Source organism: Alcaligenes sp. EGD-AK7 (assembly GCF_000465875.3).
In the GTDB taxonomy this organism is placed as follows: Bacteria; Pseudomonadota; Gammaproteobacteria; order Burkholderiales; family Burkholderiaceae_B; genus Alcaligenes; species Alcaligenes phenolicus.
Genome location: NZ_AVOG02000004.1, coordinates 52,592 through 67,187 on the forward strand (window position 1 = coordinate 52,592; position 14,596 = coordinate 67,187).

The following is a 14,596-nucleotide window of genomic DNA, read 5'->3' on the forward strand; positions in this document are numbered from 1 at the left end:
TGGCTGGGCTTTGCGCCCAGTGCGCACCTGACTAACTAAAAAAGGCATTGTACGCCTGCCCTGACACATGTACAGGCAGACACCGTCCGTACCTGGGGTTTCTGGAAAACTGTGCTGCCCAAGACACAAAAGCCCAGACGACATGGTCTGGGCTTTCAAGGCGACTACCGCAGAATCAGTCCAGAGGACGCGGGGGCAACATCTTGCCGGGATTCATGATGTTGTGAGGATCCAGCGCCTGCTTGATGCTGCTCATCACATCCAGTGCATCCTGACCGTGCTCGGCCAGCATGAACTCCATCTTGTGCAAGCCCACACCGTGTTCGCCAGTGCAGGTGCCCTGCATGGCAATGGCACGCTCTACCAGACGATGGTTCAAGCGCTCGGACTCGTCCCACTCTTCCTGACTATCGGCGTCCAGCAGCATCAGGACGTGGAAGTTGCCATCGCCCACGTGACCCACAATGGTATAGGGGAACGGAGCCTGATCCATATCGGCCGCGGTTTGCGCCACACACTCTGCCAAAGCGGAGATAGGCACACAAACGTCCGTGGTGCTGGAGCGGCAGCCAGGACGCAGTTGCAAACCGGCAAAGTAAGCATTGTGTCGAGCCGTCCACAAGCGGGAACGATCCTCGGCCTTGTCGGCCCACTCAAAGTCCATGCCGCCGTTATCACGGGTAATTTCCTGGACAACCTGAGCTTGTTCCTGCACACCGCTGGGGCTGCCGTGGAACTCAAACAGCAGCAAGGGCGATTCTTTCAGTGTCAGCTTGCTGTAGGCATTGGTGGCCCGTACTGCGGCCGTATCCATGAACTCGACACGCGCAATCGGGATACCCATTTGAATGACCTCGATCACGCTTTGCACGGCAGAGCGCAGATCGGGGAAATTACAGATAGCCGCCGAAATGGCTTCGGGCTGCGGGTACAGACGCACCGTCACTTCGGTAATAATGCCCAGCGTGCCTTCGCTACCGATGAACAAGCGGGTCAGGTCGTAACCGGCGGAGGATTTCTTGGCACGGTTAGCCGTATCAATAATGCGGCCATCTGCCGTCACAACCTTCAAAGTCAGGACGTTTTCGCGCATGGTGCCGTAACGCACGGCATTGGTACCCGACGCACGCGTTGCGGCCATCCCGCCCAGGCTGGCATCCGCACCGGGGTCGATGGGAAAAAACAAGCCCGTATCACGGATATGCTCGTTCAAGGCCATGCGTGTCACGCCAGCTTGCACGGTGGCGGTGAAGTCCTCGGCGTTGATTGCGACGATCTCGTCCATACCGGACAAATCCAGGCTGACACCGCCTTGAATCGCCAGGAAATGCCCTTCCAGCGAGGAGCCAGCCCCGTAAGGAATCAGGGGCACATGGTGCTCATGACAATGACGTGCCACCCAGGCTACTTCTTCTGTGCTGCGAGCAAAAACAACCACATCAGGCAGCATGGGTGGATACGGCGATTCATCCCGTCCATGGTGTTCACGCACGGCGTGCGAAAGCGAGCAACGCTCTTGGAACTGAGCCTGCAAGGCTTCTACAAAACCTTCAGGTAAAGGGCGCCGCGCTAGGTCGGCATGACCGGGAGCATTCATGAGCATTCCAAAAAGGCAAAACCCTATTATGAGTGGCTAAGTGCCCCCTCTTCAAGAGCGACTCGTGCCTGGCGACGCTGACGCACCGCTTCAGCCAGTTTTTCCAGAACCGCCACCGTGTCATCCCAATCGATGCAACCGTCGGTAATGCTTTGGCCGTAGGTCAAAGGCTTGCCTTCCACCACGTCCTGACGGCCGCCTACCAGATGGCTTTCGATCATCACGCCGCAGATACGCATATCGCCGCCCGAGATCTGACCAGCAACATCGGCCAGCACTTCGGGCTGACGGCGGTAGTCTTTATTACTGTTGGCGTGGCTGGCATCGACCATCACACGCGGCACCATGCCGGCCTTGATCATGGCCTGGCTGGTTGCCTCAACGTTTTCAGCGTCGTAGTTCGGCGTCTTGCCACCGCGCAAAATCACGTGGCAATCGTTATTGCCCACGGTGGACACAATGGCGGAGTGACCACCCTTGGTGACCGACAGGAAATGGTGCGGCTGGGAAGCGGCCTTGATCGCGTCCAGAGCAATACGGATATTGCCATCCGTGCCATTCTTGAAGCCGACGGGGCAGGACAATCCGGAGGACAGTTCGCGGTGAACCTGGCTCTCTGTCGTGCGAGCACCAATGGCGCCCCAGGAAACCAGATCAGCAATGTACTGGGGAGTAATCATGTCCAGGAACTCGCAGCCAGCGGGCAAATCCAGCTGGTTGACGGCCAGCAGCAATTCACGCGCCGTACGCAAACCCTGATTGATGTTGAAGCTGCCATCCATGAAGGGATCGTTGATCAGCCCTTTCCAGCCCACGGTGGTACGTGGCTTTTCGAAGTACACGCGCATCACAATTTCCAGCTCGGGGGCAAAGCGCTTGCGCTCGACCGTCAGGCGACGCGCGTAGTCCATAGCGGCTTCGGTATCGTGGATGGAACAAGGGCCGACCACGACCACCAGACGATCATCGCGTTCGTGAAGGATCTTGTGAATGCTGCGGCGGGCCTTGTGAACCGTCGTCGATACAGCAGAGGTACACGGGAACTCGCGCATCACATGGGATGGGGGAGACAGCTCCTTAATTTCACGAATCCGTAAATCATCAGTATTGTGCGACACGATTGAACTCCAGTTGGTTTGCCAGGTCCGGGGGCAAACGAAAAAAAAGCCGCCCGGTCTATGCTGGCGGCTTATTTCAGGATTTAGGTCTTACTTGTGTTTGGTGCAACCCGTCCTTTCCTCCACCAGCGGCATCGGAAAAGCATAAAAATAAAAGAAGAAAACGGGGGTTGCGAAAGTCATGGGAAAAATCCTAACACAGTTCCTGACGCGCCGCCAACAAAACCAGCAAGATTCATCCACAAAAACGCAGAACAACAAAATATTTATACCAACAGGACCCTAAAAAGCACCATCAAACGAAATCATTGTTTCGTTTTGAGTTTTTTATTGGCCCTTTTGTTTCGTGTTATCGCGAAAAACCACGATAAATCGTTTAGATGCCTTGTTTGTCTTATTTTTACATCTACATACAAACCTGATGGCACACTGCCAGGCACAAATGCAAAAGGGCCAGAACACTGGGTTCTGGCCCTTAGCCGCCTAATTTAGCAGCAGGCTATACGCCCTTTGCCACCATACCGGGCTTGCTGTCTCTCCCGGAAAAACTCGGCGTACTCCATCGGTTTCTGATCCGGGTGGTTCACCCGCATATGATTCAGATAGGTTTCGTAATCAGGCACGCCCACCATCAGACGCAAGGTTGTGGCCAGATAACGCCCGGTGCCCCGCCCTGCCTGGGCACTGCGCGAAATGGCTCCTGTCAATAATCCTTTCATATCAAGCTCCTGCTGCCGCTTGAGCCGGCAATGGCTCGTACGGAGTCTCGGCAGAATGCGGCTCCATGCTGCGACGTGCTTTCAGCACGCAACGGATGCCAAAGAACACCATGCTCAAGACCACAAAGATGAACAGACCGCACAAGGTGGAGTTCACGTAATCGTTGAAAATCACCTGTTGCATCTGCTCCAGAGATTTGGCCGGCGCCATGACAGTTTGTTCCGCCAACCCTTCTTGATAAACCTTGGCGTGGGCCAAAAAGCCGATCTTGGGGGCGGGGTGGAACATTTTCTGAAAGCCTGCCACCAGCGTGCAAATCAGCAGCCAGATAGTGGGAACCACGGTCACCCATGCGTAGCGGTCTTTCTTCATTTTGAAGAGCACCACCGTACCCAGTACCAATGCCACCGCTGCCAGCATCTGGTTGGCAATACCGAACAAAGGCCACAAGGTGTTGATACCACCCAGTGGATCGACCACACCCTGATACAGGAAGTAGCCCCACGCCGCCACGCACAAGGATGTGGCAATCAAGTTGGCGACTAGCGACTCCGTACGCCGCAAGCCCGGCACAAAAGTACCCATCAAGTCTTGCAGCATGAAGCGACCTGCACGCGTACCGGCATCTACCGCCGTCAGAATGAACAGGGCCTCAAACAGAATGGCGAAGTGATACCAGAAGCTCATCATCGCCGGCCCGCCGATGACGTTATGCAAGATGAAGGCCATGCCCACCGCCAGGGTAGGAGCACCACCGGCACGGGAAATAATGCTGTTTTCACCCACGTCGCTGGCCATTTGGGTCAGATCAGCGGGAGTAATCAGGAAGCCCCAGCTGGACACCACTTGCGCGGCCTGCTCAGGCGTGGTGCCAATCAAAGCGGCTGGGCTGTTCATGGCGTAGTAAATGCCAGGCTCGATCACGCAAGCCGCAACCAGGGCCATGATGGCCACAAAGGACTCCATCAACATACCGCCATAGCCGATATAGCGCGCCTGGGTTTCGTTTTCGATCATCTTGGGCGTGGTGCCCGAGGAAATCAAAGCGTGGAAACCGGACACGGCACCACAAGCAATGGTAATGAACAGGAAGGGGAACAAGCTCCCGGACCAGACCGGACCTGTGCCATCAATAAACTTGGTGGTCGCTGGCATTTTCAGCTCGGGCGCCACAATCACAATCCCGATGGCCAGACCCACAATCGTGCCAATTTTCAGGAAGGTGGACAGATAGTCACGTGGAGCCAGCAGCAGCCACACGGGCAGCACAGCAGCAATAAAGCCGTAAATAATCAGTGCCCAGGTCAGCTCTTCGCCATTCAGGGTGAAGAACGGGCCCCAGGTCGGGTGCGCCGCTACGTCCTGACCATACACAATCGCGGCCAGCAGAAAGATCAGTCCGATCACCGAGACTTCGCCAATACGGCCCGGCCTCAGGAAACGCAGATAAATCCCCATGAAGATAGCCAGCGGAATCGTCGCTGCTACCGTGAAGGTGCCCCATGGCGAATTGATCAGGGCCTTGACCACAATCAGCGCCAGCACAGCCAGAATGATGACCATGATCATGAAAGCGCCAAACAAGGCGATCACACCGGGCACCGTGCCCAGTTCAGACTTGATCAGATCCCCCAGCGAACGCCCGTCGCGGCGCATGGAGATGAACAGCACCGTGAAGTCCTGCACCGCCCCCGCAAATACCACACCGGCCAGAATCCAGAGCATGCCGGGCAGGTAGCCCATTTGCGCCGCCAGCACTGGCCCGACCAAGGGGCCAGCCCCTGCAATGGCGGCAAAATGGTGCCCAAAAAGCACGTGTTTATTAGTCGGTACGTAGTCCAGACCATCGTTATGACGCCACGCTGGCGTCATGCGGGTCGCGTCCAGCTCAAAAACCTTGCGAGCAATGAAACGGCTGTAATAACGATAGGCAATTAAATAGACGCAGACTGCGGCGACTACGATCCATAGAGCATTGATGCTCTCCCCTCGGCTTAGTGCCACCGTTCCCAGGGCAAAGGCCCCCAGCACTGCAACCAGCACCCAAATCAGATGCTGTTTTATAAAACCGCCCTCTTCTCTGCTCATAGAGCCTCCACGATTTTGCATTAAGTAAGTCTGTCACCAACTTTTTCTTCTGGCCGCACTTCTGATCTGAAGAAGTCGCCAGCTGCCAGCACAAGAGACGCAATACCGAGTGTGGCAGGCGTTCTTGCAGGGTCTGCACAGTCGTTTGGTACCGTGCATTTCCCGAACCAGCAGGGTTTGAAAGAGCGCCAAAGCGCACTTTCCAAAAGGGTGTCGGCGCGCCCGAAGGCGCGCCGAACTCATTCATGAATCAATCTGGGGTAGGCATAAGCCAGGCGCTTTTGAGAGGACAAGCGCTCTTTAATCTTTGGGAGCATAGTGAAAACACGTACTCAAGGCACCACGCATTTTCCCTAAGACCAAACTTTTCACTTATATATAAATTCTAATCAGTTCTTTTGAGCGATAGTTTCTATCCATTTAATTTGAGTACGAATGATTTTATGCGCTATGATTTCTCTGCAAATCTTTCGTAAAACAAATCATTCATAACGAAATGGTATAGGCGAGAAAAGGACTCATGATGAAACTACAATCCAAGCCCCTCTGCGCGTTGGCCTTTGCCCTGCTGGGCACCCTGGCTGCCGCCTCCAGCGCCCAGGCAGTCACGCTGGAACAAGTCAAAGAGCGCGGCGTGATTCGCGTCGCCGTTGCTAATGAAATTCCGTACGGATACATGGACATGTCCGGCAAAGCCCAAGGCGCTGGCCCCGAAGTGGCCCAGGCCATCATGGAGCGTCTGGGCGTCAAAGAAATCAAATGGGAAACCGCTAATTTCGGTTCCCTGATCCCCGGCCTGCAAGCCAAACGCTTTGATATGGTGGCCGCTGAAATGGCCATCCTGCCGCAACGTTGCAATACCGTGCTGTTCTCCGAGCCCAACAGCTCCTACGGTGAAGGCCTGCTGGTCGCCAAGGGCAACCCCAAGAACATCCACTCTTACGAAGACTTCGCCAAGACTGATCACAAGATCGCCATCATGGCCGGTGCCGATCAGCTGGAAATGATGCAGGCCCTGGGCGTGCCCGATAACCGCATGATCACTATTTCCAACAACGCGGATGCGATCTCCACCGTGGCAACCGGCCGTGCCGATGCCTATGCCGCAACTGGCCAGACCGCCAGTGATCTGGCCTCCAAAGGGGGCGGCAAAGTCGAGCTGGCCGCCGAGTTCAAGGACCCCATCATTAATGGCAACCCGGTTCGTAGCTGGGGCGGCTTTGCCTTTGCCAAGGAATCCGAAGACCTGCGCGACGCGGTGAACAAGGAACTGGCCGAATTCAAGAAAACCGATGAATGGAAAGCCATCCTGAGCAAACACGGCTTTACCGAAGAAGACGCCAAGCACTCGTTTGAGAAATCCACGGAACAGCTGTGTAAAGCCTGATCCTTCACCTGCGGGTAAGGCGGCCGCACGGGCCTGCGCGGCCCCTTGCAAAGGCCGACAGCGCACTGAAGGTGTACCGCCTGCCCTTGTCTGGAACCTGATATGGATTGGTTAAGTTACAGCTCGGCCCTGATGGACGGAGCCTGGGTCACCATACAGCTCACCCTGTATTCAACCGTGGTGGGAGCCATCGCCTCCTTTGCCCTGGGCATAGGCAGGCTGTCCCACTCGGTCGCCTTGCGCTCGCTGTCCGTCACGATTATTGAAGTTTTTCGCGGCACCTCTTTATTGGTACAGCTGTTCTGGCTGTACTTTGCCCTGCCCATTCTGGGCGAGTCCATGGGTCTGGACTGGCGTCTGGACCCGGTCGTGGCCGGCACCCTGGCCCTGGGCCTGAACATTGGCGCTTACGGTGCCGAAGTGGTGCGCGGTGCCATCCAGGCCGTGCCACATTCCCAACTGGAAGCGGCCAAGGCCCTGGACTTTACAGAGCGCCAAACCCTGTGGCGCATCAGCCTGCCCCAGGCCATCCCCGAGATGATGCCCAGCTTCGGGAATCTGGCCGTGCAAAATCTGAAAGACACCGCCCTGGTCTCCCTGATCAGTCTGGGCGACTTGAGCTTCAGAGCTGAACAAATACGCAACTTCACCCAGGACAGCACCACCATCTATACCCTGCTCTTGCTGATGTACTTCGGCATGGCACTGGTGCTGACCGTCCTGATGAAATTGCTGGAACGCGCAACCGGCCGCTGGCGTGCGCAAAGGAGCTGAACATGCTGTTTGGTATTGAATGGGACACCAGCAGCAACGGAGCATTTGCGCTGTCTATCCTGCCTATTTTGCTTAAAGGCTTATGGGTCACCATCCAGGCCGCCGTGCTGGGCTTTGGTGTTGCGGCTATCTTGGGACTGATTCTGGCAGGCCTGAAAAGTGTGCGTCTGCGCCTGATTTCCTGGCCCGCCTATGTGCTGACCGAATTCCTGCGCGACACGCCTTTGCTGGTGCAATTATTTTTCCTGTACTACGTGCTACCGGACTACGGGATTGTGCTGCCCGCCTTTCTGACCGGCGCACTGGCACTGGGTGTGCAATACAGCGCCTATCTGTCCGAGGTCTACCGAGCCGGTCTGGAGTCCGTTACCCATGGCCAGACTGAAGCAGCCCGCGCACTGGATATTTCCCCGCTGCGTACCTTTATGGTCATCACCCTGCCCCAGGCCATCCCGCGCATCATTCCGGCCATGGGTAATTATCTGGTGTCCATCATGAAAGACGTGCCAGTACTCTCTGTTGTATCGGTACTGGAAGTTCTGAATGTGGCCAAGATTATCGGTGACCGTACTTTTAACTACATTATTCCCCTGTCCATGGTGGGCGGCCTGTATCTGCTGCTGACCCTCCTGGCATCCGCTGGGGTACGAGCGCTGGATCAGCGTTTGCCCAAGCAAGGAATCCCCCTGCGATGACTGACTCTACAAACCCCATCATTCAATTTGACAATGTCACCAAGAAATTTGGTGATGTCACCGTGCTGGACGCCTTGAACTTCCAGGTGGAACCAGGTGAAAAAGTCACCATCATCGGCCCTTCCGGTTCCGGTAAATCCACCGTGCTGCGCATTCTGATGACGCTGGAGACCATCGACGAAGGTGTCATCACGGTAGCGGGCAAACCCCTCTGGCACGAGCGGGTCGATGACAAGCTGGTGCCCGCCAGCCAGAACCACTTGCGCGAGATGCGCAAGGAAATGGGCATGGTGTTCCAGCAGTTCAACCTGTTCCCGCATATGACGGTGATGCGCAATGTGACTGAAGCGCCCACCCATGTGCTGGGCCTGTCCAAAGAACAGGCGCGCGAACGGGCCACCAAATATCTGGATCTGGTGGGCCTGATCGACCATGCCGACAAATTCCCCAGCCAGCTCTCTGGCGGACAGCAACAGCGCGTGGGCATCGCCCGGGCCCTGGCGATGGAACCCAATATTCTGCTGTTTGACGAACCTACCTCGGCTCTGGACCCGGAACTGGTGGGCGAAGTGCTGGGCGTGATTCAAAAGCTGAGTCAGGAACAGGATCTGACAATTCTGCTGGTGACCCACGAAATGCAATTTGCCAAGGAAGTCTCAGACCGCGTCTGCTTCTTTGATAAAGGCGTGATCGTGGAATCCGGCCCACCCGAACAAGTGTTCTGCCATCCGCAGGAAGCGCGGACGCAGGCGTTCCTGAGCAACTTTATTCAGGCAGCTTGAACACTTGCGCTCTACGTCACTTGGAGGTGGCTCTGCCCTGAGCCACCTTCAAGCAGCTTTGGCCAAAAAGGTAGCCATCTCCTGCAAAGGCAACAGGCGGGAGTCCCCAAGTCTTATCAAGCCATGGGTGTCGCCGGAGTTTCGGCCAGCTTGATGGCATGCTTCCGTACATCTTCCGGCCAGCCAGCCAGCAGGGTTTTGAAGCGCTCCAGCTCATCGGCAAACAAGGCTCGCATCGCTTCCTCAAAGCCAGGTAAATCTCCACCGATTGCAGTCATGAAGTTATAGGCTCGTTCCTGCGCCTGGCGACGCTGATCTTTGGCGGCGCTAGCACGGCGAGCGTCTTCAACCAGTTTGCGTAGCGCAACCGATGCCCCTCCGGGTTGAGTCGCCAGCCAATCCCAATGTCGTGGCAACAAGGTCACTTCACGAGGAATCACGCCCAGCTTAGGGCGACCACGGCCGCGTGGAGCTTCTTTCTCTGTCTGCTCGACCTCTACTTCAGGAGCATCCACTGGCGCATAGCGTTGCGCCAGCTCTTCGTCCGTCCCTTGGGTATTCACATCCACAAAACGGCCTGTCACATCGTCAAAGATCAGCACGGGATCGTTAACCCGGCTCTCCAGCACTTTCTTCACGGCCAGCACATTGGTCAGCATGGGACCGGACGCGATACGGCGGTGGCCCATAAAGCTGGTGTAGGTATTGGGGTAAGTCGTTTTCATGTCAAAACCAGAGCTTCAAGTAAGAAGGCTCTATTTTTACCCGGATGATATTAAGCCGTCAATATTACCCGGGTATAAATAAGCGATTGTTGCTAATTGGGTGCATTAACACAGTTGATCCCGTCCAGCAGCCATCACAAGGACTCCTGGACATGCCGAGGCATATCTGATGAGCATCTCCGATAACTGCTTTTCCGAACGCCGGTCAGTCAGTGCGGAGCAGACCCGTCATTTGCCAACGCCCGCCCCCAGACGCTGGCCGCTCCCCTCTTCTTCACAATCCTGAGCCCACAAAAAACGCCCCCTGAAATAAATCCAGGGAGCGTCTTATCCGGCCAGGTCTGCGCACAAGGCGCAGACCTTCTTTCTGCCTAGGACTCCAGCAGCGGTCCGTTCAACGGCGTCAGGACAGGGAACTGCCCGCGAGTGGCCACATGCGCAGGACGGGGTGTCAGCCCCTGCTTGGGATCACCCACGCAGTTTTCCACGCTGTTATAGACCGTAAACACATTGGCTCGTGGCCAAGGCGAGATATTGCTGGCCGAGCCATGCAAGGTATTGCAGTCAAAAAAGATCACCGAACCGGCCTTGGCAGTAATGGCTTCAATGCCACCCTGATCCACCAGCAAACGCAGGCTGATCGGATCGGGTACGCCATACTCCTGCTTGCGCAAGGACTCCCTGTAATGGTTGTCCGGCGTTTGCCCTGTGCAAGAGATGAACTGACGGTGTGAGCCCGGCACCAGCATCAAGGGGCCATTGCACACATTATTGTCCGTCAGCAGCACCGAGCAACTTAAGGCGCGCATTTGCGGCATGCCATCTTCGATATGCCAGGTCTCGAAATCCGAATGCCAGTAAAACTCCTTGCCGGTAAAGCCCGGTTTCAGGTTGGCACGGGACTGATGCACATACACCTCCGAGCCCAGAATCTGGCGGGCCACATCCAGTACACGCGGGTCGCGCACCAGGCGGGCAATCAGCTCGCTTAACTCGTGCACTCGAAAGATCGAGCGCACGGCCTGACTGCCCTTTTCCACCACCGCTTCTTCACGCGACAAGATGCCGGGATCGGTGCTCATGGCTTCCACATTGCCCAGCAAGGCTTGCACTTCCTGCGCATTGAACAAATCAGGCAGCAGCAAAAAGCCATTGTCCTCGTACTCCCGCAGCTGGGACTTGTTCAAAGGCTGGCTACCTACCGGATCCGGATACACCACCGGCTCCTGGCGGCTGACGATGGCCGCCGTTCGTTCTGTACGGGATGTGTACAGATCGCTCATGGTCACTGTCATCATGCTCTCCTTAGGTCTTCAGTCTTCCACGATGGCTGGGTAAACCCCTTTCTCATCGTGAACTTCCTGACCGGTCAGGGGCGGATTGAACACGCAGATCACTCGCAGCGGCTCTTTGCCACCGCGCAGATAATGCTCATCGTGCTGGTCCAGGGCATAGACTACGCCTGGGCCCAAATCGTATTTCTTGCCGTCGGCAACGGTTTCGATTTCGCCATCGCCCTCGATGCACCACACCGCTTCCAGGTGATTCTGGTAGTGGATGTGAGTCTCGGTGCCAGGAAAAATAACGGTTTCATGAAAGGAAAAACCCATGCCGTCTTTCTTGAGCAGAACACGGCGGCTGACCCAGGTGTCCGTGCGCACCTCGTCACGGGTTCCAATCACATCTTGTACGTTCTTGACCAACATTAGCGTGCTCCTCCAATCTTCAGAATCTTGGCCTGGCTGCCGCGCTTGGACAGGCACTGGGCCACGCTGCGTTCAATAATGTCCAGGCCTTGAGTCAGCTCTTCATTGCTGATCGTCAGGGCAGGCAGCAGCTTCAGAACTTCGTCGTGGGCGCCCGAGGTTTCAATCACCAGACCTTGCTTGAAAGCCTGTGCAGCAATTTCATTGGCCAGACCGGCACCGGGCGGCGTCACCAGGCCCTGGATCAGGCCGCGACCGCGTACGCTCAAACCACGATCTGGATAGCTGTGCACCAGGTTTTCCAGCCAGTCGCGCACTTGACGCTCCTTACCCTGGATCTCGGCTTCAAAGTCCTCGTTGGCCCAGTAGCTTTCCAGAGCTTGAGCCGCAGTCACGAAAGCCAGGTTATTGCCACGGAAGGTGCCGTTATGGGCGCTGGGTTTCCATACGTCCAGTTCAGGACGCAACAAAACCAGAGACATGGGCAAGCCAAAACCGGACAAGGATTTGGACAAGGTGATGATGTCAGGGCTGATACCGGCCTGCTCGAAGCTGAAGAAACGGCCCGTGCGACCACAACCGACCTGAATGTCATCGACAATCAGCAGCATGTCGTGCTCGCGGCACAGACGTTGCAGTTCACGCAGCCAGCGCTGTGTAGCAACGTTCACGCCCCCTTCACCTTGCACGGTTTCCACGATGACCGCGGCAGGATGGTCCAGACCACTGCTGGGGTCTTCCAGCAAGCGCTCCAGATAAGCCATCGTATTGACGTCCGGTCCCAAGTAGCCGTCATAGGGCATGAACGAGGTATTGCCCAGGGCCACACCCGCTGCACTACGAAACTTGGAGTTCGCCGTCACTGCCAGGGAACCCGTGCTGACGCCGTGGAAACCGTGCGTAAAGGAAATCACATTCTGGCGACCCTTGACCTGGCGTGCCAGTTTTAACGCCGCCTCCACGGCATTGGTGCCGGTGGGCCCCGTAAACTGCAAGCGGTAGTCCCACCCGCGCGGTTTGAGCAGCACTTTGTCCACCGTTTCAAGAAAGTATTTCTTGGCGCTGGTGGCCATGTCCAAACCGTGTACCAAGCCGTCGGTGTTCAGGTATTCAATCAGCTTTTCTTTCAGGTGGGGATTGTTATGCCCATAGTTGAGCGTACCGGCTCCACTGAAAAAATCGATGTATTGCCTGCCTGACTCGTCCTCCAAAACCGAGCCTCGGGCTTTGTTGAAAATGACCGGGAAGGACCGGACGTAGCCCCTTACTTCAGACTCCATCCGGTCGAATATTTTTAAATCAGTCATATTTCCTCTCCTGGTTATAGAACGGCGTGTCTTGAGCCGACAAACAACAATCAGCGAACCAGACCGGCTCTACCGTTCATTTGCGTAAAGTCCCCTCTTATCCAGAGTCCAAGGGGCCGATTCGTAATAGAGGTTCTGCCTCGTGAGCCTGTGCGGCAAACAAGGCGGTATCAAAGAATTCCTGTTCCTGCATGGGGGCGCCCCAACGCCGGGCCATGGCCGCAAACAGGCCACGCGAAGCCCGGTTACCGGGGCTGACCGTCGTTTCCAGATAGCGCAGGGAGCGGCCACGCAGACGCTGTCGCAGATGCTCCAGCATGGCCTGCCCCAGACGACGCCCACGGGCGCGCTCATGCACGGCCACTTGCCACACAAAGAGCACATCAGGACGGTCGGGGAGAAAGTAGGCAGAGATGAAACCGTCTATTTGTTCCCCACGCTGCGCGACAACGCAGGTCCGGGAAAAGTGCTCGCTGAGCAGCAAATAGAGATATTCAGAATTCAGATCCAGTGGCGGGCTATCGGCAATCAGCTGATGGATTGCGGCCGCATCACGCAACAGGGGCGCACGCAGTGTCAGCGCCGGGTCACTGGGGGCAGGGTCGGCGGCAGTGATGCTGCCTGCCGAGCTGCCCGGACTAGGTCGGTCCGTCAAACCACCAACCCGGATTCGGGGGGGACATCCCCTTCCGGGACCTCAAGAATAGGCGAGGCCGTATCGTCGGCCTCCAGCACAACATCCGGGTCAGCATCGAGCAAGCGCACAATGCGCTCCAGGGACAAGGTCATGGTGGCCTGTTCCAGCTCGGGCAACTCTTTCAAGGCGTCCGACAACTTCTTTTGCAAGGGGGACGGCGTATCGCGTGCCAGAGTCTCCCCTTCTGGTGTCGCACTGACAAATACAATGCGTCGATCTTCACGACCACGCTCGCGCAGCACCAGCTTCTTGTCTTCCAGGCGGTCCAGAATACCAACCACGGTGCTGGGGCTGACGTGCATTTCGCGGCTGATGGCCGTGGCCGTCAACGGGCCTTTTTCGATAATGGTGCGCAGGCAGATCAACTGGGGCGCGGTGATATTGCTGTACGCCGACAGCTGCCTGGAATGCAGGGCAATCGAGCGCGTGATCTGGCGCAAAGCCCGCAAAATTCGTAAATCGTAGTGTTGATCTGTGGTCATTTAATTAGCCAAACAAAATAATTCAGCACGATTAATTCGTGTTGAAATGATATGCCTAGAAAAGATTCAAGTCAAACCGATTTACACTCAAAATCATAGAGAGCATAAACAAGAGGTTCTGACTCAAAGTCCAAAAAAATGTAAGTATCCTGGCTTACGGGGGCGGACCAGCAAGGCGCAGAAAATACCCTGCCTGCTCCCCTTTTCGCCATGAGTGGCTCGAGCCGACACGCCGCTTACAGTAAACTGCCACGAGCCCTTGCCGTGGGGGCCTGTCGGTTTTCACTCAAGACCGGGTGTGCCGCGTCACAGCCCTGCTTGCAAACCGGCACAGCCTGATACAAACCCGGTCCATTAACCCATAAGTCTCTTGGCCAAGTAAAGTCTGCTCCTGTTCTCGCCGTGCCTTGCAGACACTGAAACCCGCATGAAGCAATCTGATAAGGCAACCCTGATTGGTCTGATCGCCATTGTTCTTTGGAGCATGATTGTCGGCCTGATACGCAGCGTTAGCGACT

Annotated in this window: 14 protein-coding genes; 4 read left to right on the top strand and 10 right to left on the bottom strand. The window is 56.2% G+C overall.

Going from position 1 to position 14,596, the window contains the following annotated elements; translation table 11 throughout:
* Nucleotides 1-175: 175 nt before the first annotated feature.
* From N879_RS07190 to N879_RS07205, 4 genes are all read right to left on the bottom strand, one after another.
* Nucleotides 176-1,597: an FAD-binding oxidoreductase gene (locus N879_RS07190; protein ID WP_022983265.1), complete on the bottom strand. Its 1,422-nt coding sequence runs from the start codon at nucleotides 1,595-1,597 to the stop codon at nucleotides 176-178.
* 26 nt (nucleotides 1,598-1,623) lie between these two features.
* On the bottom strand, nucleotides 1,624-2,718 hold the full coding sequence (gene aroG / locus N879_RS07195; RefSeq protein WP_279630670.1) for a 3-deoxy-7-phosphoheptulonate synthase AroG: 1,095 nt from the start codon (nucleotides 2,716-2,718) through the stop codon (nucleotides 1,624-1,626).
* Nucleotides 2,719-3,203: 485 nt separating this feature from the next.
* Complete coding sequence (locus N879_RS07200; protein WP_009456207.1) at nucleotides 3,204-3,434, bottom strand: YbdD/YjiX family protein; 231 nt, start codon at nucleotides 3,432-3,434, stop codon at nucleotides 3,204-3,206.
* Between the two features lies 1 nt (nucleotide 3,435).
* Entirely contained in the window at nucleotides 3,436-5,523 is a 2,088-nt protein-coding gene (locus N879_RS07205; RefSeq protein ID WP_009456204.1) for a carbon starvation CstA family protein, read from the bottom strand.
* Between the two features lie 520 nt (nucleotides 5,524-6,043).
* On the opposite strand from N879_RS07205, the gene ehuB reads away from it, so the two are divergent.
* From ehuB to ehuA, 4 genes are all read left to right on the top strand, one after another.
* Entirely contained in the window at nucleotides 6,044-6,910 is an 867-nt protein-coding gene (ehuB, locus tag N879_RS07210; RefSeq protein WP_009456202.1) for an ectoine/hydroxyectoine ABC transporter substrate-binding protein EhuB, read from the top strand.
* Between the two features lie 102 nt (nucleotides 6,911-7,012).
* Nucleotides 7,013-7,684 carry an ectoine/hydroxyectoine ABC transporter permease subunit EhuC gene (ehuC, locus tag N879_RS07215; protein ID WP_009456199.1) on the top strand — a complete coding sequence of 224 codons (672 nt, stop codon included), beginning with the start codon at nucleotides 7,013-7,015 and terminating at the stop codon, nucleotides 7,682-7,684.
* 2 nt (nucleotides 7,685-7,686) lie between these two features.
* Nucleotides 7,687-8,379: an ectoine/hydroxyectoine ABC transporter permease subunit EhuD gene (ehuD, locus tag N879_RS07220; RefSeq protein WP_009456197.1), complete on the top strand. Its 693-nt coding sequence runs from the start codon at nucleotides 7,687-7,689 to the stop codon at nucleotides 8,377-8,379.
* On the top strand, nucleotides 8,376-9,161 hold the full coding sequence (gene ehuA, locus N879_RS07225) for an ectoine/hydroxyectoine ABC transporter ATP-binding protein EhuA (RefSeq protein ID WP_009456195.1): 786 nt from the start codon (nucleotides 8,376-8,378) through the stop codon (nucleotides 9,159-9,161). The genes ehuD and ehuA overlap by 4 nt, the downstream gene beginning before the upstream one ends.
* 116 nt (nucleotides 9,162-9,277) lie before the next feature.
* Here the strand turns inward: ehuA and N879_RS07230 are convergent, their stop codons facing one another.
* The 6 genes from N879_RS07230 to N879_RS07255 form a co-directional block, all read right to left on the bottom strand.
* Nucleotides 9,278-9,886 carry a DUF2239 family protein gene (locus tag N879_RS07230; protein ID WP_009456193.1) on the bottom strand — a complete coding sequence of 203 codons (609 nt, stop codon included), beginning with the start codon at nucleotides 9,884-9,886 and terminating at the stop codon, nucleotides 9,278-9,280.
* Nucleotides 9,887-10,257: 371 nt separating this feature from the next.
* Entirely contained in the window at nucleotides 10,258-11,181 is a 924-nt protein-coding gene (gene thpD, locus N879_RS07235; RefSeq protein WP_022983267.1) for an ectoine hydroxylase, read from the bottom strand.
* Between the two features lie 18 nt (nucleotides 11,182-11,199).
* Nucleotides 11,200-11,592 (bottom strand): ectoine synthase, encoded by a 393-nt coding sequence (locus tag N879_RS07240; RefSeq protein ID WP_009456191.1) that lies wholly within the window; start codon nucleotides 11,590-11,592, stop codon nucleotides 11,200-11,202.
* Nucleotides 11,592-12,899, bottom strand: a complete 1,308-nt coding sequence (gene ectB / locus N879_RS07245) for a diaminobutyrate--2-oxoglutarate transaminase (RefSeq protein WP_009456189.1) — start codon at nucleotides 12,897-12,899, stop codon at nucleotides 11,592-11,594. The genes N879_RS07240 and ectB overlap by 1 nt, the downstream gene beginning before the upstream one ends.
* A gap of 97 nt (nucleotides 12,900-12,996) precedes the next feature.
* The gene (ectA, locus tag N879_RS07250) at nucleotides 12,997-13,554 is read right to left on the bottom strand and encodes a diaminobutyrate acetyltransferase (RefSeq protein WP_009456188.1); all 558 of its coding nucleotides are present in this window, start codon (nucleotides 13,552-13,554) and stop codon (nucleotides 12,997-12,999) included.
* A complete protein-coding gene (locus N879_RS07255) occupies nucleotides 13,551-14,078 on the bottom strand; it encodes a MarR family winged helix-turn-helix transcriptional regulator (RefSeq protein WP_009456186.1) in 528 nt (175 codons plus the stop codon). Before N879_RS07255 ends, ectA begins: the two co-directional genes overlap by 4 nt.
* Nucleotides 14,079-14,596 lie beyond the last annotated feature (518 nt).